This window comes from Streptomyces sp. NPDC091412, from assembly GCF_044756885.1.
GTDB lineage: Bacteria > Actinomycetota > Actinomycetes > Streptomycetales > Streptomycetaceae > Streptomyces.
This window is the reverse complement of the sequence record NZ_JBIVTV010000020.1, coordinates 12,261-32,807: the sequence shown is the minus strand read 5'-3', so window position 1 is coordinate 32,807 and position 20,547 is coordinate 12,261. Positions and strand designations below refer to the sequence as shown.

Below are 20,547 nucleotides of genomic sequence, written 5' to 3'. Positions count from 1 at the left end.
CCTGCCAGGCCGGCACGCCCCGACCTCAATCGCGGGGGCTCCGGCGACCCCGCCGGAGCCGACGTGACCTGGAGGAACACCAAGTCGCTCGCTCCGAGCGCGAGTTCGGGTCCGCAGGTGCACCGGGGCCGGCCTGAGCCCGCCTCCGCCGCGCCCGCGGACCGCGGCGGGACACGGACTTGATCCCACCCCTTGTCCCAGCGCCCGTCGGCACCGAAGAATGCGCACGGCAACCATCGGCTACAGACGTCAGACCCGGCGTCGGCAAGGGGGCTCACCCAATGTCACCCGCAGCACCGATGACCCGCACGACACGTCGCTCACCGAGGATCGGCAAGGCGCTCACCGGCGCTGCGTTCGCGCTCGCCCTGGTCGGCGCGGGCGCGGCACCCGCCGTCGCCGGGACCGCGGGCGGGGACGCCGGCACCCGCGCGAGACCGAACGACGCGCCCGTCACGTTCGCCGGCACCGTCGCGCTCAGCAACTGTTCCGGCTCCGTCGTGCGCACCCCGCAGTCAGAGCCCGACGACCCCGCCCTCGTGCTCTCCAACGGGCACTGCATCGAGAGCGGCTTCCCGAAGGCCGGCCAGGTCATCGTGGACCAGCCGTCCACCCGCACGTTCAAGCTCCTCGACGAGGACGCCGGGGTGCTCGGCACGCTCCAGGCCGACCGGATCTCGTACGCGACGATGACCGACACCGACATCTCGCTGTACCGGACGACCACCACCTACGCCGAGATCGAGAGCAGATACCACGTACGGCCGCTGCTGCTCGACCCGCGCCACCCGCGCAAGAACACCGAGATCACCGTGACGTCGGGGTACTGGAAGAAGCAGTACAAGTGCTCTGTCGACGGGTTCGTGGACCAGCTCAAGGAGTACTGGTGGACCTGGAAGGACTCGGTGCGCTACACGCCCGCGTGCCAGACCATCGGCGGCACCTCCGGCTCCCCGGTGATCGACGACCACACCGGACGCGTGATCGCCGTCAACAACACCGGTAACGAGGACGGCGAGCAGTGCACGCTCAACAATCCCTGCGAGGTCGACCGCAAGGGGCGCATCACCGTCCGCCAGGGCACGCACTACGCGCAGGAGACCTACGGGATCGTGCCCTGCGTTGTCGACGGCAGCAAGCTCGACCTGGGCCGCAAGGGATGTGAACTCCCCGAGCCCCAGGCCTAGTCCGCACAGGGCGTACGCCGTACGGACCGGCCCGCGAGCATGTCCGTACGGCGACCGTCCTCGATGACGAACCGCCCGTCGATCAGCACGTGTGGGAGGCCTCGCGCTCGGCCACTACGCCCGCGAGCTCGGCTTGTTGTCCCATGCCTACGACCAGGAGGGGGGACCTTGAGTAGCGATGCATCTCGAGAAGAACCAGGCCACGATGTGAGCACGTGGACACTCGACCAGCTGCAGACGTTCATCCATGACGCCCACGGCCGGCAACTTGAGACAGCACGCGTTGCCGCGCAGGGACAGGCCTACAACTCCAGCCACCCCCAGGAAGCCCGTCGCCAGTGGGCGAAGCTGTCGCTGCTCGCGAACCGGCGCATGCTCGACAACATCGAGGGGTCCTCTGCGCGGGTGGCTCACCAGGACTTCATGCTCCGGATGTGGGTGATCGACCGGCTAGGCCCTGACGACACCGACCCTGACTGGAGTCCAGAGGCGCTGGCGTCCGACACGCTCGACGCACTGACCTTCACGCTCACACAGGCCGCTGGGCTCGCCGAGGGCTGGCGCGACCTTCCCATCGAGCAGATCCGCGCGCTGCGGTGGCACAAGACCCTGACGGCCCATCTGGAGAACCTCGTCGGTCACCTGGAACCTGGCCCGGTCCGTGAGCGAATCGCCGCCTGGACCGCGACCCGACAGCACCTGCCTTGACCTCGACTGACCTGCTTCAAAGCGGAGTTCAGAGGAACGGCCTCGGCTCCCAGTCATCACCCCGACTTTATCGAGACCCTGGAGGCGATCGAGGGGTCGTAACTGGCACGTTCGGAGAAGCAGGCGTGCCCGTGGATGCAAGGGGCGGAGAAGGCACGTCCGCGGTTGCCGAGCCATTGCCCGTCCAAGGCCCGGCGCACGGTCCGCCAGGTGACGTTGTATTTTGCAGGGTTCAGGACAGCCCTTTGCGGTCGTGGTCACGGCGAATCGCGGCGTACAGATCTACCTTCGACTCCGCCACTGGCGACGGACACCGTGCTGCCAACGGACGCCGAGGTCCTGCTTGATACGGCTGATCAGGTCGCCTGACTTGGTGGCGTGGTGAAGAAGTGCGGCTGCGAAGCGGGTGGCGCGGGCACCGGCGTCCGGTGGAACGGCGCCTACGCCTTCGGCCCGCTGCCCGCTGTGTTCACACCGGCGTCGTCTTGCGGCTCCGCGGGATCCACCACCGAGACGGCGCCCGTGGCGGTCACGATCGGCGGCGTGAGCACCGAGGCGTAGTCGTGCTCGGTGGAGTAGGTGAGGAAGCCCAGGTGCGCCTCGTAGCGGTCCAGGACGTCGTCGATCACCTGCTGATGGGACAGGCCCATGAGGTCGTAGCCCTCGGAGCCGGTCTGGGTGAACACCTCGACCCGGTAGTAGACGTCCGTCTGGCGGGACATGCGTCCGCCGAACATCGGCACCGGGGCCTCGACGGCCTGCACCTGGTAGTGGAAGTTGCGGTGCTCGGGCATCGCGACCACCAGCGCGTGGCTGGCGATGCCGGTGTGCTCGTTCGGGACCAGGTCCAGCGTGGCCTGGTAGCCCTGCTTCCTGAATTCGCGGACCACGTCGGCCAGTGCCGGCTGCACGGTGCGCTCCATGAACTGGGCCACCTGCTTCTTCGAGGGGTAGGAGCGCATCCGCTCCAGCCGCTGGCGCCAGGTGCGCTCGGGCACGTGGCCGCCGTGCGCCGCCGTCGAATGCCGGCGCAGGACCCGGCCCTCGCGCTCGGCCCGCTCCATGCGCAGGACCTTGGAGAAGGAGGCCATCACCAGCCAGGCGATGACCGTCACCGGCAGGGCGAAAATGAGCGTCGCGTACTCCATGGTGGTGACCCCGCCGGCCACCAGCATCGCGATGGTCAGCACCGCGGTGAGCACGGCCCAGAAGATGCGCAGCCACTTCGCCCCGTCCTGCGACGGGTTGGGGATCGAGGAGGAGAAGTTGGACATCACCATGGCGCCGGAGTTGGCGCTGGTGAGGTAGAAGAGCAATCCGGACAGCGTGCCGAGGCCGATCAGGAAGCCGGCGCCGGGGAACATCTTCAGCAGCGCGAACCAGCCCTCCTCCGGGCTGTGCATGGCCAGCTGGGCGAACTTCGTGTTCCCGTGCAGGACCTGGTACATGGCGCTGTTGCCGAAGATGCTCACGATCAGGAAGTCGCAGAGCACGGGGGCGGCGATGGCGGCGATGACGAACTCGCGCAGCGTCCGGCCACGGGAGATGCGGGCGAGGAACAGGCCCACGAACGGGCCCCAGGCCAGCCAGAACGCCCAGAAGAACAGGGTCCAGCCGGCCATCCACTTGGCGCCCCCCTCCTGGTAGGCGAAAGTCTCCAGGGTTCGGTCCGGCAGCGAGAAGACGAACCGGCCGATGTTCTCCACCAGCGCGTTGAGCAGGAACGCCGTCTGTCCGGTCACCAGGATGTAGAGCAGCATCGCCGCCGCGCTCCAGATGTTCAGCTGGGAGATCAGCCGGATTCCCTTTTCCACGCCCGAGGTGCAGGCGGCGATGGTCATGATCACGGCCACGACCACCAGCGCGATCTGCAGGGACAGGCCCCCATGGAGGCCGAACAACAGGGCGAAGCCGACGTCCAGCAGCACGACGCCGATGCCCATGGAGGTGGCGACGCCGAAGACGGTGCCGACCAGGGTGACGATGTCGATGGTGTCGCCGAGCCCGCCGCGGACGCGCTTGCCGAGCAGGGGGTACAGGGCGGCCCGGATGGACAGTGGCATGCCCCAGCGGTAGGCGAAGTAGCCCATGGCCATGCCGAGCAGCGAGTACATGGACCAGCCGGCCACGCCGTAGTGGAACATGGTCCAGACCACGGCGTCCTGGGCGGCCGCGCCCGTCTGGCCCTGGCCCGCCGGCGGAGCCATGTACTGGGTGATGGGCCCGGTGACGGAGTAGAAGAGCATGTCGATGCCCACGCCGGCGGCGAACAGCATGGCCACCCAGGTGAAGAGCTTGTACTGCGGCCGGGAGTGGTCGGGGCCCAGCCGGACGGAGCCCTCCTTGGACAGCGCGACCCAGAGGACGAACACGATCACCACGGTGACGGTCAGGACGTAGAACCAGCCGAGGTTCTCCGAGATCCAGGCCACCATGGTCCGCATGGTGTCGGCGGCGTGCCCGGGCACGATCATGGCCCAGAGGGAGAAGGCGACGATGACGGCCGAGGCGATGATGAAGACGCGCCAGTTGACCTGGGGACCGGGTTCCTCGATGAGATCCGCGGGGGCCTTGCTGAGTTCCTGCCTGGAGACGGGAGGACGGTTCTCGGTCTCGTGGCCGTGGCGCCGCCGTTCGGTGCCGCCGAGGTGGCGGCGTTCGATCGGGGCCTTCGGCGGCTCGCCCCCGGGGCGGTGCGTGTCTGCGGCTTCGAGCATGCAGTCCTCCTCCTGTCGGGGACGGGTTCGGGTGGGCGTCAGCGTGGGCGGACGTCCGCGGCCTCGATCCGAAGGGATGGGGGAGGCCGTGCACAGTGGGCACCCAGTCGTGGGGCCTACCCAGCAATGTTAGAACGCCTAACAAAATATCCCCGTGAACCGCTTCGGGTATGGCCGAGGCCTCGGATGTTGGTTGTGGCCTGGGCTTTCGTGGTGCTCAGGGCTTCGTATTCGGCGGGCGGGCTGTGCCCTATCTCACCGCGAAGCCGGGTGTGGTTGTGCCAATCGGTCCATTCTGTGGTGGCCAGCCCGACCTGGCCGAGGGCTTGACAGGGCCGCTGTGACAGATCCGTGTGCGCCGGCCCGCGGATGAGATGCGAGCCGGCGCACCGGTTGTCGGGGACGGCACAGGGTGGTGTTTCGGGTTGCGTGGAATCGCGGTGGCCGCTGCCCGCGCGCACCGCGTCGGAGTTGTTGATTGCTCACGACGGCCGGGTCTGCCCGCCGTTCTCCTCGCCGTCTTCCTGGCGGTTGGGAAGCGCTGACAGGCCGCCGGTGTCCGGCGCGGCTCTTACCACCATCTCGGCGAGCCGCCTGCAGGCCTCTTCGATCTTCGCCTGGGTCTGGTTCCGCTCGGTGATGGCCGCGGCGAGCAGCAGCGCGGTCAGTGCGGCGGCGCCGTTGAAGGCCTGCAGTGAAATCATGTCGGTGAGCAGCGTGTGCCCGGCGAACGGGCCTGTCCTGCGCGTGGCGGCGAGGATGGCGAAGGTGGATACGGCCAGCGCGCAGGGTGTCGCTCCGGTGCGCTGGAAGCGGAAGGCTGCCCAGGTCAGCAGCGGGAAGCCGAGGAAGAGCAGCGGTGCGGGGGAGGTTTGCAGGAGACCGACGGCGATGGTGGCCGCGACAAGCAGCGATCCCTCCGCCCATCCGGAGCGGGGGATGTTCTTCGGCCAGTGCGCCGAGCGGAGGACGAGCAGCAGCGGCGCGACCAGCAGGACGCCCATGGCGTCGCCGGTCCACCAGACCCACCACGTGAGCCAGAATCCGCCGGGGGGCAGCGCGTGGGCGAGACTCAGGGTGCTGCTGCCCACGGTCGCGCTGATGAGCATGCCGGTGAGCGCGCCGAGGAAGACCAGTGCGAGCGCGTCCTGGAAGCGGTTCATCTGGGTGCGGAACCCGCTGCGGCGAAGGAGTGCGTAGGAGCAGAGGGGCGCGAGTGTGTTGCCTGCCGTGATGGCGAGCACGGCGGGGGTCGATGGTCCCAGTGGGATGTTGATCAGGAAGGCGCCGAGCGCGATCCCGGGCCAGACCTGCAGTCCGAACAGGAGCAGGCCGGCCAGCGCGATGCCGGTCGGAGGCCACAACGGCGTGACCTGGCCGCGCACGAGTTGTTGGAGCAGTCCCAGCCTGCCGAAGGCGTAGTACAGCGCGGCAACGGCGACGATCCGCAGGGCCGTCATGCCAACGCGCCGGAGCCTGTCGCGGCTCGCAACAGTCATCGGGAAGTCTTCTCCTCGGCTCTGCTCCCTCGTCCATCGTCCGCTGCCCCCGCCGTATCCACCACACCGCCGCTCCTCTGCGTGACCTTGCGACCTTGCGTAATGTGCTCTGCCGGGATCGCTTCGGGTGACCGCTCAGGGGGCGATGTCGTGATCCGGCGGTTCCGCCTCAGCCGCATCGCTGTGGGTCTGTGCGGCTTCAGCGCGGGGTGCGCACGGCGAGGATGGCTCTGTCGTCGTGCGCGTCGCTGGGGTGGTGGTCGGCCAGGGCCTGCACGAAGTCGTGCAGGGGCGTCGGCTCGAACATGTTTTCCGACGCCTGCGGGTGTGTGCCGGCGGTATCGCTCGTGCCGTGACTCGCCCGAAGACCGCCCTGTGCGGGCTCGGGGGGTGGGGGCTGCTGGCCGGGGTGTCACAGGGGCAGCTCTGCCTTGAGGGCGCAGGCCAGTGCGGCGACCGTAGGCCGGGATGAGGGATCGGCTCGTAGGCAGGTGTCGATGGCGGCGGCGAGGGCGAGCGGCAGACGTCGCCGGGTCCCGATCGGTGGGGCGGCCTCTTCGAGCTGCCAATACCGGTCATCGGTTTCACGGTCGTGGCCGTCTGTCGCAGCCCGGCTGTCCCCGCAGACGACGGGTTCCTCTCCGCAGGCTGTTTCGAACAGCGTGATGCCGATGCCCCACACGTCGGTGGCGGCCGTGAGCGGCCCGCCCCGGGCCTGTTCCGGCGCGAGATAGCAGCACGTGCCCAGCCCCGCGGGGGCGGGCCCCGGAGGCCGGGCGAGACTCAGGTCCAGTACCTTGGCGTGGCCGCGGTCGACCACGACGTTGGCGGGCTTGAGATCCAGATGGAGCAGGCCCCGACCGTGGAGGTAGTGGACCGCTGAACACATCTGCACCCCGAGCAGCGCCACATCGGTGGCGGCCGGCCGCCGCCGCATCCGGTGCACGAGGTGGGACAGGGTCTCACCGGTCAGTGTCTCCAGGACGACGAGCGGCTCGGGCGACGTGAGCGTTTCGTAGCCACGGACCAGGTGCGGATGGGCGAAGTCCCGCAGCCACCGTCCCTCGCGCAGCAGTCGCTCGCCCAGCCGTTGCTCGCCGCGGTGGTCCGGCCGCACCACCTTGATCACGCACCGGCAGTCGCGTTCCGCGCTCCAGGCGTCGTAGACGTCGAGCCAGCCGGTGCGCACCAGATGCTCCAGGATCACGTAGCCCGGCGCCGGTTTCGTGCCCGGCCTCCAGGGGGCGGGGGCGCTCATGTCAGCACCGCGCCCGCGCTGAGCCGGTGCGGCCGGGCGTACATGCCGTCGCGGCCCAGCAGGTCGTCGTGAGCGCCGTGTTCGACGATCCGGCCGTGGTCGAGCACCACGATGCGGGTGGCGTCCCGGACGGTCAGCAGGTTGTGGGAGATGACGATGGTGGTCCGCCCGGCCATGAGCCGGCGCAGCGGATCCATGATCCGTCGGCCCGACCGGACGTCGAGTCCGGTGGTCGGCTCGTCCAGCAGCAGCACGGGCGCGTCCCTGATCATTGCCCGGGCGATCGCCAGGTGCCGGCGCGAAGGGAGAGCAGGAAGCGCTCGCCGACCCAGGTGGACGTCACGTCGTCGGCCGAACCGCAGCACCCCGGAGCAGACGATGAGCCCAGGAAGACCGGCGCGACCCAGAGCAGCGGCCGCAGATCGCGGGGGGCGAGCACAGCGTCCACGACGGTTTTGAACAGCCAGATCTCCGAGGCGTTCACGGCCGGGCCGACCAGGCTGAAGAGGAGAACGGGGAAAGGACGGGGACAAGCCATCGCCGACCGCCGCGGGTGTAGGGCCAGAACCGCCGGAACACCTCACGCGGCGGCATCGCGGGCGCGGCCGCCACGACGGCGTCGGAAGCGTCCACCGACAGCAGGCGCCGCAGGACATGCACCATGGGATGCGCACCTCGGGGGTCTGCGAAGCGGACCGGGGCATCCAGTCTCCGGCCCGCCCAGCACTCATTCGGTCAGTGGCGGCTACGGCGGCGTCCGCTGCGGTGACCCGAACGGTGTCCGCTGCGGTGGTGCGAACGGTGTCCGCCGCGGTGATGCGAACCGTGTCCACCGTGGTGCCTCGACGAGCGGTGGTCGTCATTCCTTGCAGGCACGAGTTTGCTGAAGATGGCCATTGCTCCTCCTGAATCTCGCTGAGGAACTCTTTCCACAGTAGTTACGTCTCCGGGCCGGATTCGGATGGCCCGCGAACGAAAAATGCCGTTCTCAGTCACAACGGGCTGCCGGCCCCGGTGCAGCGCACCTCGTCGCCCGCAGCGATGTCCCCGTCCGCATCCCGGCAGCGCCGGCCGGCGCGCCCGAGGCCGCCGCCACGGCGCTGTGCATGGCGTGTGAGCTGCTGTGGCATGCAGTCGATGGCCGGGCTGTCGATGCGGACGCTGCGGCTCCGTTCGTTGACCATCTGTACGCCCTGCGCCTTGAGAGGACGCACCGTGCCTTGGACCTGTTTGCCCGTTGTGGTCAGCTGCTTGAGAACCCTGGCTGTCTCCCGCACCAGCAACCGTGCGATCCACGGACACTACCTGGTGTCCATTGTCTTGAGGCTCTACAGACAAAGCCCCTCAGCCCTGCGCAGCCGCTGCCTGGGCGTCATTGGCCAACTCGCCTTGGCAGACACCTCCGGTCTCACCAGCGCCTGACCTGCCTCCACTGCCTGCACCGTGCCGAAGGCCCCGCAGCCCGGGCTGCGGGGCCTTCCCCGTCATGACCTGGGACGGTTACGGGTAGCTGGTGAGGTTCGCGACGTTGTTGGCGGAGTTGGACGGGCCTCCGGTGTTGTTGATCACGCGGCTGATGGTGCCCGTGCCACCGAGGGAGACCGTGACCATGCTGGTGAACCGCACGTTCGGGTTGTTCGGTGCCTCGATGGCGCGCGCGGCGGTCACGCCCGGGTTGACGTTGAAGTAGCAGTAGCTGCCGAGGCCGTACGCCTGGTGGCTGGTGACGGAGTCGGCCACCTTGTAGGCGGCGTAGCCCTGGGTGGAGCCGTTCATCCAGGCCGCCTGGTTGGGCGGGTCGTAGGGCATCTCGTTCTGGTAGAAGTACGTCCGGCCGCCGTTGCCGTTCCAGACGGTCTGGTACTTCTGGTAGTGCTCGACGAACAGGCCGTACATCGTGACGTTGTCGCCGTTCACCACGAGTCCGGTGTCGCCGGTGTTGCTGGTCCAGCCGACGCCGCTGCCGTGGTCGGCGCGCCAGATCCACATGTGGTCGCCGATGACGTTGGCGCTGTTGACGACGAGGCTGGTGGTCGCCTTGCCGACGCCCGCGCCGCCGACGCGGAAGTAGACGTCGTGCAGGGAGGCCGGGTTCGCCGCGTGGGAGGCCGCGGAGCCGCGCGGGCCGACCTCCAGCAGCGTGGGCGAGTTGGTGGTGCCCGCGTCGAAGAGGACGCCCGCGATCTTCACACCGTCGACGTCCGCGACCGTCATCGCCGTGACGCCGTTGTCCGGTATGAGCGTGGCGAGGCCGAGGCCCAGGACGACGGTGTCGGGCCGGGTCACCCGCAAGGTCTGGTCGAGGTGGTAGACACCGGGTGTGACCAGGAGGTTCTGGCCCGCGGCCAGGGCGGCGTTGATCTGCGCGGCGGTCGCGCCCGGCTTCACGACGTAGAAGGTGTCCAGGGACAGGGAGGTGCCGGCGGCGCTGCCGCTCGCCCAGCTGGTCGCGGTGGAGTTGGTGCGCACCGCCGGGACGAACACCTGGTAGGCGCCGGCCCCGTCCACGTACAGGAAGGGCTTCTCGCGGGTCACCGGGCTCTGCGCGACCGTCGTGTACGGCGGGTTCGGGAAGCTGGTGGCGGGCACGCCCTGGCTGCCGACGAAGACCATGTTCCAGTTGGACCCGGTCCAGCCGCCGAGCTGCGCGTTACGGGTCAGCCATTGCTGCTGGCTGCCCGAGTTGACCCGGCCGTCGATCTTGCTGTCGGCGAGGTAGCCGCCGCTGGACCAGCCGCCGTCGTCCAGCGCGAGGTTGCCGCGCAGGTGCATCCGGCGGTACGAGGCCGCCTGCGAGACCGCCCAGCGGTCGTTGCCGCCGGTCGGGTTGACTGACAGGTTCTCGGCGCCGCGCCAGAAGTTCTGCGTGGCGTTGCCCTGGAACCAGTCGGCCTCCGCGTGCACCGCGCCGTTGACGGTCACCGCGTCGGGGGTCAGGCCGAGGCCGAGGACCTGGGTGTAGAAGCCGACGTTGACGTCGGCGCTGTAGGTGCCCGGCTTGAACATGACGGCGTAGCGCTGGGAGCCGAACTGGTTGGTCTCCTGCTGCTTGAAGATCGAGTTCAGTCTGCTCTGGATCGTCGACGACGACATGGACGGGTCGAAGACGACCACGTTCGGGCCGAGGTCCGTCGATCCTGCGGGCGGGGTCACGGGGGCCACCTGGAAGCGTTGGGCGGCGGTGCCGTTGCAGGTGTACTGCACGAGCTGGACGCTGTCGGCGGTCGAGGCGGCGGGGTCGTCCAGGCACTTGCCGCTGTTGCGGTTGACGAAGTGGTAGGCGCCACCACCCTCGTCGACGGGCAGCCACTGCTGGTTGGCGCCGCCGCCGTAGGCCCACAGCTGGACCGGGGCGTTGTCGGCCGTGGACACGTTCGTCACGTCCACGACCTGGCCGGCATCGTTGCGGTTGTTGATGCGTACGTAGCCGCCGCTGGTCGCGGTGAAACTCCACTGCTGCGCGGTGGAGTTGTTGCAGGTGTACTGCTGAACCGCCGTGCCGTTGGCGGTGCCGGCGGCGCGGGCGTCGAGGCACTTGCCGCTGGCCGCGTTGACGACGGTGGCCCAGTCGGTGGGCAGGGCGGCGGCCGCGGCGGCGGCCGCGCGCGGGGCGGACGCGCCGTGGTCCGCGGGGATCGCGGCGTCCGCGGGGGCGGCCGTGAGGAAGGACGACGCCGCCATGGTGACCAGGCTTGCGGCCAGGTATCTGGTGGCGGGACGTGGGAGTCGGAACACGGGTCCTCCTTGCCGAACGGGTCGGCCGATGGGGGTGGGGGATGCGATCAGCCGGTGTAGGCGGCGAAGACGCGCGTGTAGTCCCAGGCGGACTGGCCGACGCCGGAGCAGCTGTCGGCCGGGCCGCCGGTGCACGGGCGGTCGCGGTTGGCTGACCAGAAGGTCAGACGGGCCAGGTGGTGCTGCTGGGCGTAGCCGAGGATGGTACGGAAGTCCGCGACCGTCACCGTCTCGTTCTGGTCGGTGATGCCGTTCATCGACGAGATGCCCATGGTGCGGTAGGCCTGGTCGTCGCTGTAGCGGTACGCGTTCTTCAGCGCGTTCTTGAGGCCCTCGGCGGCCTGCACGGTCAGGTTGCCCATGTTCCGGCCGGCACCGCCGAAGTCGAACGGCATGATGGCCCAGGCGTCGACGGCCAGGCCGGAGGAGGCGGCCCGGTTGATCAGACCGGTGTCGGGGCCGCTCTGCCCGGTGCCGATGGTGATGTACACCTTCAGACCGGGGTTGTTGGCCTTCACGGTCTTCAACGCGTCGACCGTGCGCTGCTGGACGGTCGGGTTGCTGTAGGCATCGGCCTCGAGGTCGATGTCGATGGCCTTCAGCCCGTAGGCGTTGATCACCTTCTGGTACGCGGCGGAGAGTTCGCCCGCGCTGGAGCAGGAACTCTCCAGTTTGTTGCCGCTGTAGCCGCCGAAGGAGGGGATGATGTCGCCACCGTTCGCGCGCACGGTGCTGACGGTCTGCTGGTCGACGCCGCCGGTGAGCGGACGGCTGCCGTCCCACTGCGGGTTGCAGTAGCCGTTGCTGAGGACGAAGGCGAGCGTGAACCACTTGACGCCGGTGGCGTTGGTGATCGTGGTCGGGCTCGGCGGGCTGCCCCAGCCGTTGTAGAGGTACGGCGCCACGGCCATGGACGTGGCCGGCGGGGGGCCGCCGTCCGCGGCGGGCGCGGTCCACTTCTGGTTGCTCGCGCCGGTGCAGGACCAGATCTGGGCGCGGGCGCCGTTGGCCGACGACCTGTCGGTGACGTCCAGGCACTTGTTGGCCTGCTGGTTGACGATGTCGCGCGCGGCGGTGACGGTCCACTTCTGGTTGGCGGCGCCGGTGCAGGACCACAGCTGGACCTTGGCACCGTCGGCGGTCGAACCGCCGGTGACGTCGAGGCACTTGCCGAGGGCGCGGACGCTGCCGTCGGAGCCGACCGTCCACTGCTGGGCGGCGGTGCCGTTGCAGTCGTAGAGCTGCACGGCCGTGCCGTCGGCCGAGCCGGCACCGGCGACGTCGAGACACTTCCCCGCCAGTCCGGTGATGGTGCCGGTGGCAGCCTGGGCGGGGCCGGCAGTGAGGAGGCCGGCGGACAGGGCGAGTGCGGCGAGGGACGCGACCGCGAGCAGGGGTCTGGCCATGGGGGGAAATTGGCCTTTCACGCGGGGGTGGCGGAACGCGGTCCCAACACCGCCGTGACGTACGGGTGTTGAGTGCATTCCATGGGCTTTGTTTAAGGCGTGAAACTAAAGGTCCGGACCAGCATCGTCAAGAGGTGAAGCAACACCTGAGATGCAATCGCCTCGATCCGCGATGAGTTGAACACCGGGCGCTCCACGGACGTGCGGCGTCCGGAAGACGGTCGCGCCAGGCGCCCGTGCGGCACGTCCCACCCCCGCGGACGGCGGACGCGCTTGGCTAGTGCCGTGACCGCACAGGTTCGCCGGGGTGGCGGTTGGATGTGGCAGACCGCTCGTACTGACCCCGAGTCGGCCTACACCAGGGGCCCGATGTGATCGACATTCCGGCCTTCACCGTCGACCAGGCATCGTCTCGTTCCACGGCCTGGCCGGCTGACGAAGGCAGGTGACTTCCGAAGTCGTGATCAACCACCTGTGGGGTGCCCGTGTCGCTCGTTCGGGTGCGCATCCCGTGCAGGTGTCAGCCCCGATGTCCAGGATTGACCTCGCGATGTGTCTCCTCGTGAAGGTGAGAGAACATGCCGACGTACATCACACTGCTGAACTGGACCGATCAGGGGGTCCGGGACTACAAGGACACCGCGAAGCGCGCCGAGACCTTCGGTGCGGCGGCACAGAAGATCGGGGCGAAGCTCCTGAACATCTACTGGACCGTCGGTCCATACGACCTCGTGGCCGTCGTCGAGGCACCCGACGACGAAACTGCCACTGCAGCACTCCTGCATCTCGGCGGGGTGGGCAACATCCGTTCCACGACTCTGCGGGCCTTCGATCGAGGGGAGATGGAACGCATCATCGCCAAGGCGACTGGCTGACGACCTCCACTCACTGCAAGCGAAGGCGTCTGGTGAGCCGGCTGAGCAGAGCGCCCTACAACCCTGCTGAGGGGCCCGAGTCGGCCACCTGCGTACAAGTCAGGGCTACCACTTGCCGGTGAGGGTCGTCGCATGCCGTGGACGGCTATGCACCGCGGTGTGTGAGACGGAGCCTGAGCGGCCTCGGAGGGTGGTCCGCAGCGGGAGCGAGAGCGGAGCTTTCGGAGTGCTCGATGTCTGAGCATCAATCGACGACAATCAGCGACGATGGCGGATGCGTCGACCGACCAGGCGCGCGTATGCCTTTCCCGCAGGCACCCGAGGGTGGGCCGCAACGTCGAGTCGGCCGCGTTGCCCTCGCCCTCGCCCTGCCCGCCTTCTTCCAACTCGCCGCACACCTCGGCGAGCCTGGCGAAGGGCTGCCCGCGGACTGAAGCGACCAACAAGACCGGAGCCCCGGGTCACACCGTCGTGACAACGCTCGCGTCCGGGACAAGCTTCTCCAGGTCACCTGTGCCGGCGAACCTGGAGCCTCTGTCATCGACATCGGACCCGAAAGCAGACGACCATGAGGGTCTGTCAGGGACGGGCCAGGGTGCATGCGGGGCTATCCCTGATCTCTGAGTACGGTGCGGACCGAAAAAATCGACACATGACGAACCGACCTTGGGGAACTCGCCGGACCGCACTGACGCGGACCGCTTTCATCGCCGCACCGCTGTGCATGCTCGCCTACGGAGTCATCCGCCTGTCCGACCCGGACCACGGCCCGGGCCTTACCTGGACCAGCGGCCACATCGCGCTGATCGCCGGGGTGTTGCTCTTCGCCGCGATCTTCCTGGGGCTCCTGCGGCTGTCGAAGCCGACGACCAGCGCAGCACGGCTGAGCATCCGGGCGGCGACGCTGCTGGGACTCGTGGGGGTGGTGGCCATCACCGCCCAGGGCGTCATCGACCTCGTTGTCGGATTCCGCGCCGACGACCGAGCCGGGATGGACCGGCTCTTCGAGAGCATTCAGAGCCACCCGGGCGTGATGCCCACGGTGTACACGGTGGGCCCGAATCTCTTCTTCGTCGGCCTGCTGTGGCTGGTGATCCAGCTCGCCGTGCAGCGCCGCATCGGGGTCTGGCGCCCTGTGCTGGTGGTGCTCGGTACGGCGGCGATGGCGGCCAGTCTGGATCTGATGCCGCTCGGCGCGCTTCTCTTCTGCGCGGCACTGTCCCCCTTGGGACGGAACGCCACAGCTCACCCCACGCGAGCCGAGTGCTGATGCTGCAGTTGTGGAACACATGACGCACGTCGGACCGCTGCGACCTCTTGGCCAGCCCACTTCGCGAAAGCGACAGGCGTAGAGCGTCCTCCAGGGGACGGGTACCTCGGCGACGGCCTGCTCGGTGATGGCGCTCAAGTCCGTGTCGTGGGCCTCGCCGGAGGCCAGCCGCCACAGGCAGGTCCGGCTGTCGTTCCGTGGCTGAGAGGTGCGGCCATGGGAGGCCCGGGCGGTTGTCCCGCGCTACCGTGTAACGTTTGCGGCGTCGCTGTGTCGGTGCTCCGTTCGGTGTCCCTGGCTGGTGGCCGCGTCCCCGCCGCGCCTTCCTCGGTACGGTCCCTTCGGAGGAAGGCTCTCTGTGAGCGAATCAGCACGCGCCGATGCCCGGCAGCAGGACGATGTGTCCACGGCGTCGGGCGCCACTTCGGCGGTGCCCACGGCGGCGTCCTTCGCGCAGCTGGGGCTGCCGGCCGAGGTTCTGCGGACGCTCGACGAGCACGATGTGACCGTGCCCTTCCCCGTCCAGGCGGCGACGCTGCCGAACGCGCTCGCGGGACGGGACGTTCTGGGCCGGGGCCGCACAGGATCCGGCAAGACGCTCGCCTTCGGCCTGGGGATGCTCGCCCGGACGGCTGGGCGGCGCGCGCAGTCCAAAGAGCCGTTGGCGCTCGTTCTGGTGCCCACCAGGGAGCTGGCGCAGCAGGTTGGTGAGGCGCTCACTCCGTACGCCGAGGCACTGCGGCTGCGGCTCGCGACCGTGGTGGGCGGAGTGTCCATCGGACGACAGGCCGCCGTGCTGCGGGAGGGCGCCGAGATCGTCGTCGCCACGCCCGGTCGGCTGCACGACCTCATCGAGCGCAAGGGCTGCCGACTGGGACAGGTGCGCATCACGGTCCTGGACGAGGCCGACCAGATGTGTGGCATGGGGTTCCTGCCGCAGGTCACCGAGATCCTGGACCAGGTGCGTCCCGACGGGCAGCGCATGCTGTTCTCCGCCACCCTCGACCGCGACGTCGACCAGTTGGTGCAGCGCTACCTGCGCGACCCCGCCGTCCACTCCGTGGACCCCTCGTCCAGCGCGGTCTCCGCGATCGAGCACCACGTCTTCGTCGTGCACGGCCCGGACCGGTACGCCGTGACCACGGAGATCGCCGCCCGGGACGGCCGCGTCCTGCTGTTCCTGGACACCAAGCACGGCGTCGACCAGCTCACCCGACATCTACGGGCCAGCGGCGTGGCCGCCGCCGCCTTGCACAGTGGGAAGTCCCAGCCGCAGCGCACCCGGACTCTGGCCCAGTTCAAGAACGGGCAGGTCACCGCACTGGTAGCGACGAACGTCGCCGCACGCGGCCTGCACGTCGACGACCTGGACCTGGTGGTCAACGTTGACCCGGCCACCGACCCCAAGGACTATCTGCACCGCGCGGGCCGCACGGCCCGGGCCGGCCGCTCCGGCACCGTCGTGACACTCGTCCTGTCGGGACAGCGCCGCGAGACGAGCCAGGTCATGGCGGACGCCGACGTCGCCCCCAAGGTCACCAAAGTGTGGTCCGGCGAGGCGGAGCTGACCCGGATCACCGGCGCCAAGGCCCCCTCCGGAGAGCCTCTCGACAGCGGGTCCGCCGCACCGCGCCCCAAGAACCACAACGCCCCGTTCCGCGGCCTGGGCAGCACCAAGGACGCGAAGGGCGGTTCCGGCGGCAGGTCGTCCCGCAAGAGCAGCGAGGCCCGCAAGCTCGCGGAGGCCCGCAAGGCAGCCCGGGTGAGGCGCGGCGGCTGAGCCCGGCTTCCCGGACTGCGGGGCGTTCGCGGCGGTCCGCGGTGGTCGGCCCCGGTGACCACGCATTCGAGCACACCTGCAGATGGGTACCTCGATCCGCACGGAGTGGCGAAGACGCTGCGTTACTGGCACGGCTCCCCGTGGACGGAGCACACCCACGCCGACCAGCAGGAGGCGTGAAACGGGCGGCCTCGCTCCAGATCCCGGCGCAAACCCCCAGATCAGGCCGGACCTGTCCACCACTTCTCTGGAAGCAGGCTCAGAAGCGGACATCCTGGCCGGAAGTACCGGCTCTTGGGGAAGGTTTCGGGAGGAGATCGCGCTGTAGGAAGTCGTAGCATGAGACGGGGTGTGTTGCGCCCTTGAACGATGTGACCGCTGCTAGCGCGAGGAGGTGAACGGGATGAGTCCCTGCAGCAGTAGTCCCAGCTCCCATTCCGTTGCACCCGAGGCGCCCGGCGGTCACCGTGCCGCCGTCTGACGGCCCGCCTCGACTCGAAGTGCGAAGCGCCAGGTAGCGATCGTGTTTGCCGCCGGCGCGCCTCGGGTGCCGATCAGGCGGAGGTGCGTCATGACGATCACCATCACGCTGCCCCGTTTCCCTGTCCCCGCGGTCACCGAGCGCGGTCTGCGGCAGCTGCTGCCGGCCGCCGAACCGGCGATCCTCGCCCTGGCCGACGCCTGCGGCATCGGGATGCCGGTGAGCCTGCTGTGGCTCAGCATCAAGCTCGCCCGGTCCGCTGTGCAGAACTGACCGACAGTGGCCCCTTGGAGGCAGACGGTGAACGGTCCGCAGGAAGAAGCCCGCCTGGCGGTCCGCCGGGCGGGCCAACGGCTGACCGAGGACGCGGCTGCCTTGATGGCCGCGTCCGGGGAGGTCGCCGAGATCGGGTTGGAGACGCGCGCGGGGGAACTCCGACGCGCGATACTCGTTGCCTGGAGCGCCGGCGTGGCGCCCGAGGACATTGCCCATGACGCCGGCGTGGAGGTCGGTGTGATCCGTGACTGGGTCGGACCGGGCCTCGGCTCGTAGCCGCGTCAGACTGGCCACCGCAGCGGTGCTGGTGGTGGCCTGCTTCTGTTCCTTCGCCGTGGCCACCCCCGTCGCCGTGCTCGCGTCGGTCGGCGCCGCCGCCGGCCAGGGACTGCTTATCAAGATGGCCGCTACCTGGAAGCCCCCGCCAAGGCCGACGCCCCGCTGATCGACAAGACCGGCACCCTCACTCTGGGCCGCCCGCAGATCACCGACACCGTGCCCTTGGACGGGCGCACCGAGGAGTCTCAATGACCGAGTCAAGGGCGCATCAGGCACTCGATCAGTCCTTCTGGATCTGCGTCTGAGACCCGTTTGCTTCTGGTACCGGCGCAGGTGGGGGAAGAGCCCTCGCCGACTGTCGTCATCTGTCATCGTTGAGCCCCCCACGGCCCATAGACGGCCCGAGCGGGGGTGCCGCGGTGCGCTCCTCAGTGCGAACCATCGGCACCACAGTCGTTGAGGTCTCTTCGCTCGGAAATCCGGCCGTAGAGCGGTTGCCGGTCGATTGGTTCGTGCTGGTTGCTGTAAGAGCAATTGTCAATAGTTGTGGCTCAGCCGTTGTTGCTCCGTGCTTCAGGGCAGGTGCGTCAGCAGCAGCTCAGTCAGGGGCTCGGGAGTGCGAAGCGGTAGGTAGTGGTCGGCGTCCGCGATCAGTTGGCCACGTGCGCCGGGGATGCGGGCGACGAGCCGTTCGGCGATCACGCCGATCTCGGGATGATCGCAATCACCGTGGATGACCAGCGTCGGCGCGGCGATGTCGCCGAGCCGGGCTTCGGCATCACGGTCCGGGGCTTGTTGGAAGTGCCGCTCGCTGACGATGCGCAGGTGCGCGTTCTGCGTCACCATCGTCTCGATCAGTTCTCCTCCGGGAGCCATGCGGCCCATGGAGGCCCAGATCGACAGCTCCAGCTCGGCCAGGGCCGCCGCGTCCTGCTCGCTGCGGGCAGTGGCATAGGCCGACGACTGCGCGTCTTGCGGCCAGACGTGACCGCTGACCGAGGTGCCGACCAGGCCCAGTGCGCTGACCCGCTCGGGATGAGCGAGTGCGAAGTCCAGCGCGGTCTCCCCGCCCATGCTCAGGCCGACCAGCGCAGCTGTGTGAAGGCCGAAGTAGTCGAGCACGGCCCCTAGATCTTCGACGTCGCAGAACATCTGGTCCGGGAGCGTGGAGCGTCCCAGGCCGCGGGCGTCGTAGCGGATCACGTCGTGGTGGCGGGCCAGTTCGGGAACGATGGCATCCCACAGCCGCGAGTCCATGCCGGCGCCGTGCAGCAGCACCACCGGAGTGCCGGTGCCGCTGCGCTGGGCCCACAGCCGACCGCCGCCGGGAGCGGGGAGGCGGACTTCATGCGTGGGCACGCTGGCTGGGGTGCTGTTCGATCTCATGCTGCGATCATTTCACTGCGTTCGACGAGCCGGCCGCGTTCGAAGCGGGCGCCGGCACGGACCAGGGCGACGAGGTGGGGTGCGTTGACCGCGCGCCAGCGGGCCTGAGCGGACTCGATCAGCTTGAACACCATGCCCAGTGCGGCGGCCCGGCTGCCGGCGCCTTTGGTGACCTTCGTTCGGAGCCGCACGGTGGCGAAGGTCGATTCGATGGGATTTGTCGTTCGTAGATGGATCCAGTGCTCGGCCGGGTAGTCGAAGAACGCCAGCAACTCGTCCTCGTCGTCCGTGATCCGCTTGATGACCTTGGGGTACTTCGCACCGTAGTGCTTGGCGAAAGCGGCAACGGCTTTGGCCGCGTGTTCCTTGTCCTCGGCGTTGTAGATGTCCTGGATCGCGCGTTTGGCGGCGGGCTGCGCGGACTTCGGCAGTGCGTCGAGGACGTTAGTCGTTTTGTGCACCCAACACCGCTGGTGGCGGGTGGTGGGGAAGACCTCGTTCAGCGCGTTCCAAAAGCCCAGCGCGCCGTCGCCGACGGCCAGAACGGGGGCGCGCATGCCGCGGCGGGCGCAGTCACGCAGGAGCCCCGCCCACGCTTCGCTCGACTCGCGGTAGCCGTCGGTCAGGGCGATGAGCTCCTTCGTGCCGTCGGCGCGCACGCCGACCAGCACCAGTACGGCGGCCTTGGCCTCCTCCAGGCGGATGCGTAGGTGGACGCCGTCGGCCCAGACATAGACATAGTCGGTGGCGGACAAGTCGCGGTCCTGGAAGGCCGTGTGGTCGGCCTGCCACTGCGCCGTCAGCCGCGAGATCGTCGCCGGCGACAGGCCCGCCGAGGAGCCGAGGAACTGCTCAAGCGCGGGCACGAAGTCGCCGGTGGACAGACCGTGCAGATGGAGCAGCGGCAGCACCTCGCCGATCTTCGGGGACTTGCGGCACCAGGGCGGCAGGATCGCCGAGGAGAACCGCGTGCGCTCGCCGGTGGCCTCATCGATGCGCTTGTCGTTGACCCGCGGGGCCCTGACCTCGACGGCCCCGGCTGTGATGGTGACCTTCCGCGGCTGGTGGTAGCCGTTGCGCACCACCAGCCGACGACCACTCTCGTCGCGTTCACCAGACAACTCGGCTATTTAGTACTCCAGCCGTAGATCGTGATCTTGATGGTGAGGGGCGCCGAGGCGGCAGGTGGCCAGCGTGGATCATCTCGCCCGAGATCGCCCACGCTGTCGCGGGCGTCGGCTTCTCCTTCGTCTACCCGAGTTCACCGAGACGGAGGGCGTCCCTTATCTCGCTGAGCTTCGCGGTCGTTGCCGGAGTCCGCTCCAGCGGTTGTTCAGCGAGTCGGAGGGCTTCGTCAATCTCGCTGAGCTTCATGGAAGACAGGACGGTCTCCCGCTTTATCAGGTCGTCCCGGGACACAGTGGTCAGCCACGTGCACGGGGTGAAGCCTGGACGCGGGAACGCGAGCCGCAGCACGCCTTCGAACGGCAGTCCTTCAGCGGCGCCCACGATCACTTCAATGCCCAGACCGCTGATGTCGACGCTCGCGGGAGCGACGACCTGCATCACCCGGATCCCGGACGTGTCCTCTCCCGACAGAAGTACGACCAGCCTCCGCTCGTCGAACTGAACCCACCAGACTTCGCCACGTTGCACAAGTCCTCCAGATACAGGACGGCAGGCAGACGCT

General features: G+C 68.9%; 18 protein-coding genes and 1 pseudogene. 8 read left to right on the top strand and 11 right to left on the bottom strand.

All coding sequences use genetic code 11. The features are described 5' to 3' along the window. Positions 1 to 329: 329 nt before the first annotated feature. Together ACIQMV_RS32495 and ACIQMV_RS32490 are read left to right on the top strand one after the other, a co-directional pair. Entirely contained in the window at positions 330 to 1,187 is an 858-nt protein-coding gene (locus tag ACIQMV_RS32495) for a serine protease (protein ID WP_402596889.1), read from the top strand. A 168-nt stretch (positions 1,188 to 1,355) separates the two neighbouring features. Continuing rightward, positions 1,356 to 1,895, top strand: a complete 540-nt coding sequence (locus ACIQMV_RS32490) for a hypothetical protein (protein ID WP_402596810.1) — start codon at positions 1,356 to 1,358, stop codon at positions 1,893 to 1,895. A gap of 440 nt (positions 1,896 to 2,335) precedes the next feature. Here the strand turns inward: ACIQMV_RS32490 and betT are convergent, their stop codons facing one another. The 8 genes from betT to ACIQMV_RS32450 all read right to left on the bottom strand — a co-directional run bounded on the left by betT (position 2,336) and on the right by ACIQMV_RS32450 (position 12,510). Next, positions 2,336 to 4,612 (bottom strand): choline BCCT transporter BetT, encoded by a 2,277-nt coding sequence (gene betT / locus ACIQMV_RS32485; RefSeq protein ID WP_402596809.1) that lies wholly within the window; start codon positions 4,610 to 4,612, stop codon positions 2,336 to 2,338. 482 nt (positions 4,613 to 5,094) lie between these two features. After that, positions 5,095 to 6,111 carry an MASE1 domain-containing protein gene (locus tag ACIQMV_RS32480; RefSeq protein ID WP_402596808.1) on the bottom strand — a complete coding sequence of 339 codons (1,017 nt, stop codon included), beginning with the start codon at positions 6,109 to 6,111 and terminating at the stop codon, positions 5,095 to 5,097. 412 nt (positions 6,112 to 6,523) lie between these two features. Then, positions 6,524 to 7,369: a serine/threonine-protein kinase gene (locus tag ACIQMV_RS32475; protein ID WP_402596806.1), complete on the bottom strand. Its 846-nt coding sequence runs from the start codon at positions 7,367 to 7,369 to the stop codon at positions 6,524 to 6,526. Next, positions 7,366 to 7,641 (bottom strand): hypothetical protein, encoded by a 276-nt coding sequence (locus ACIQMV_RS32470; protein WP_402596804.1) that lies wholly within the window; start codon positions 7,639 to 7,641, stop codon positions 7,366 to 7,368. Before ACIQMV_RS32470 ends, ACIQMV_RS32475 begins: the two co-directional genes overlap by 4 nt. Further along, positions 7,638 to 7,853 carry a hypothetical protein gene (locus ACIQMV_RS32465; RefSeq protein WP_402596802.1) on the bottom strand — a complete coding sequence of 72 codons (216 nt, stop codon included), beginning with the start codon at positions 7,851 to 7,853 and terminating at the stop codon, positions 7,638 to 7,640. Before ACIQMV_RS32465 ends, ACIQMV_RS32470 begins: the two co-directional genes overlap by 4 nt. Positions 7,854 to 8,361: 508 nt before the next feature. Further along, on the bottom strand, positions 8,362 to 8,652 hold the full coding sequence (locus ACIQMV_RS32460) for a hypothetical protein (RefSeq protein WP_402596801.1): 291 nt from the start codon (positions 8,650 to 8,652) through the stop codon (positions 8,362 to 8,364). A gap of 217 nt (positions 8,653 to 8,869) precedes the next feature. Next, on the bottom strand, positions 8,870 to 11,050 hold the full coding sequence (locus tag ACIQMV_RS32455) for an RICIN domain-containing protein (protein WP_402596888.1): 2,181 nt from the start codon (positions 11,048 to 11,050) through the stop codon (positions 8,870 to 8,872). Between the two features lie 101 nt (positions 11,051 to 11,151). After that, entirely contained in the window at positions 11,152 to 12,510 is a 1,359-nt protein-coding gene (locus ACIQMV_RS32450; protein ID WP_402596800.1) for a lectin, read from the bottom strand. Positions 12,511 to 13,088: 578 nt separating this feature from the next. Between ACIQMV_RS32450 and ACIQMV_RS32445 the strand changes: the two genes are divergently transcribed. The 6 genes from ACIQMV_RS32445 (at position 13,089) to ACIQMV_RS32420 (ending at position 17,468) form a co-directional block, all read left to right on the top strand. Further along, positions 13,089 to 13,385, top strand: coding sequence for a GYD domain-containing protein (locus tag ACIQMV_RS32445; RefSeq protein ID WP_402596798.1), 297 nt, complete (start codon positions 13,089 to 13,091; stop codon positions 13,383 to 13,385). A gap of 652 nt (positions 13,386 to 14,037) precedes the next feature. Continuing rightward, a complete protein-coding gene (locus tag ACIQMV_RS32440) occupies positions 14,038 to 14,655 on the top strand; it encodes a hypothetical protein (protein ID WP_402596797.1) in 618 nt (205 codons plus the stop codon). Positions 14,656 to 15,013: 358 nt separating this feature from the next. Next, positions 15,014 to 16,435, top strand: a complete 1,422-nt coding sequence (locus ACIQMV_RS32435) for a DEAD/DEAH box helicase (RefSeq protein WP_402596795.1) — start codon at positions 15,014 to 15,016, stop codon at positions 16,433 to 16,435. 54 nt (positions 16,436 to 16,489) lie between these two features. Continuing rightward, complete coding sequence (locus tag ACIQMV_RS32430; RefSeq protein WP_402596794.1) at positions 16,490 to 16,615, top strand: DUF2510 domain-containing protein; 126 nt, start codon at positions 16,490 to 16,492, stop codon at positions 16,613 to 16,615. 391 nt (positions 16,616 to 17,006) lie between these two features. Beyond that, the gene (locus ACIQMV_RS32425; RefSeq protein ID WP_141365537.1) at positions 17,007 to 17,189 is read left to right on the top strand and encodes a hypothetical protein; all 183 of its coding nucleotides are present in this window, start codon (positions 17,007 to 17,009) and stop codon (positions 17,187 to 17,189) included. 27 nt (positions 17,190 to 17,216) lie between these two features. Next, positions 17,217 to 17,468: a hypothetical protein gene (locus ACIQMV_RS32420; protein WP_402596792.1), complete on the top strand. Its 252-nt coding sequence runs from the start codon at positions 17,217 to 17,219 to the stop codon at positions 17,466 to 17,468. A gap of 576 nt (positions 17,469 to 18,044) precedes the next feature. Here the strand turns inward: ACIQMV_RS32420 and ACIQMV_RS32415 are convergent. From ACIQMV_RS32415 to ACIQMV_RS32405, 3 genes and pseudogenes are all read right to left on the bottom strand, one after another. After that, entirely contained in the window at positions 18,045 to 18,752 is a 708-nt protein-coding gene (locus tag ACIQMV_RS32415) for an alpha/beta fold hydrolase (RefSeq protein ID WP_402596791.1), read from the bottom strand. 101 nt (positions 18,753 to 18,853) lie between these two features. Next, positions 18,854 to 19,963: pseudogene (locus ACIQMV_RS32410) on the bottom strand (IS256 family transposase); the annotation flags it as partial. 145 nt (positions 19,964 to 20,108) lie between these two features. Continuing rightward, on the bottom strand, positions 20,109 to 20,513 hold the full coding sequence (locus ACIQMV_RS32405; protein ID WP_402596790.1) for a type II toxin-antitoxin system PemK/MazF family toxin: 405 nt from the start codon (positions 20,511 to 20,513) through the stop codon (positions 20,109 to 20,111). Positions 20,514 to 20,547 lie beyond the last annotated feature (34 nt).

Coding starts and splice junctions, on each gene's coding strand:
- ACIQMV_RS32425 (WP_141365537.1), top strand. CDS start 17,007: ATGACGATCACCATCACGCTGCCCCGTTTCCCTGTCCCCGCGGTCACC.
- ACIQMV_RS32440 (WP_402596797.1), top strand. CDS start 14,038: ATGACGAACCGACCTTGGGGAACTCGCCGGACCGCACTGACGCGGACC.
- ACIQMV_RS32470 (WP_402596804.1), bottom strand. CDS start 7,641: ATGATCAGGGACGCGCCCGTGCTGCTGCTGGACGAGCCGACCACCGGA.
- ACIQMV_RS32450 (WP_402596800.1), bottom strand. CDS start 12,510: ATGGCCAGACCCCTGCTCGCGGTCGCGTCCCTCGCCGCACTCGCCCTG.
- ACIQMV_RS32480 (WP_402596808.1), bottom strand. CDS start 6,111: ATGACTGTTGCGAGCCGCGACAGGCTCCGGCGCGTTGGCATGACGGCC.
- ACIQMV_RS32475 (WP_402596806.1), bottom strand. CDS start 7,369: ATGAGCGCCCCCGCCCCCTGGAGGCCGGGCACGAAACCGGCGCCGGGC.
- ACIQMV_RS32445 (WP_402596798.1), top strand. CDS start 13,089: ATGCCGACGTACATCACACTGCTGAACTGGACCGATCAGGGGGTCCGG.
- betT (WP_402596809.1), bottom strand. CDS start 4,612: ATGCTCGAAGCCGCAGACACGCACCGCCCCGGGGGCGAGCCGCCGAAG.
- ACIQMV_RS32455 (WP_402596888.1), bottom strand. CDS start 11,050: ATGGCGGCGTCGTCCTTCCTCACGGCCGCCCCCGCGGACGCCGCGATC.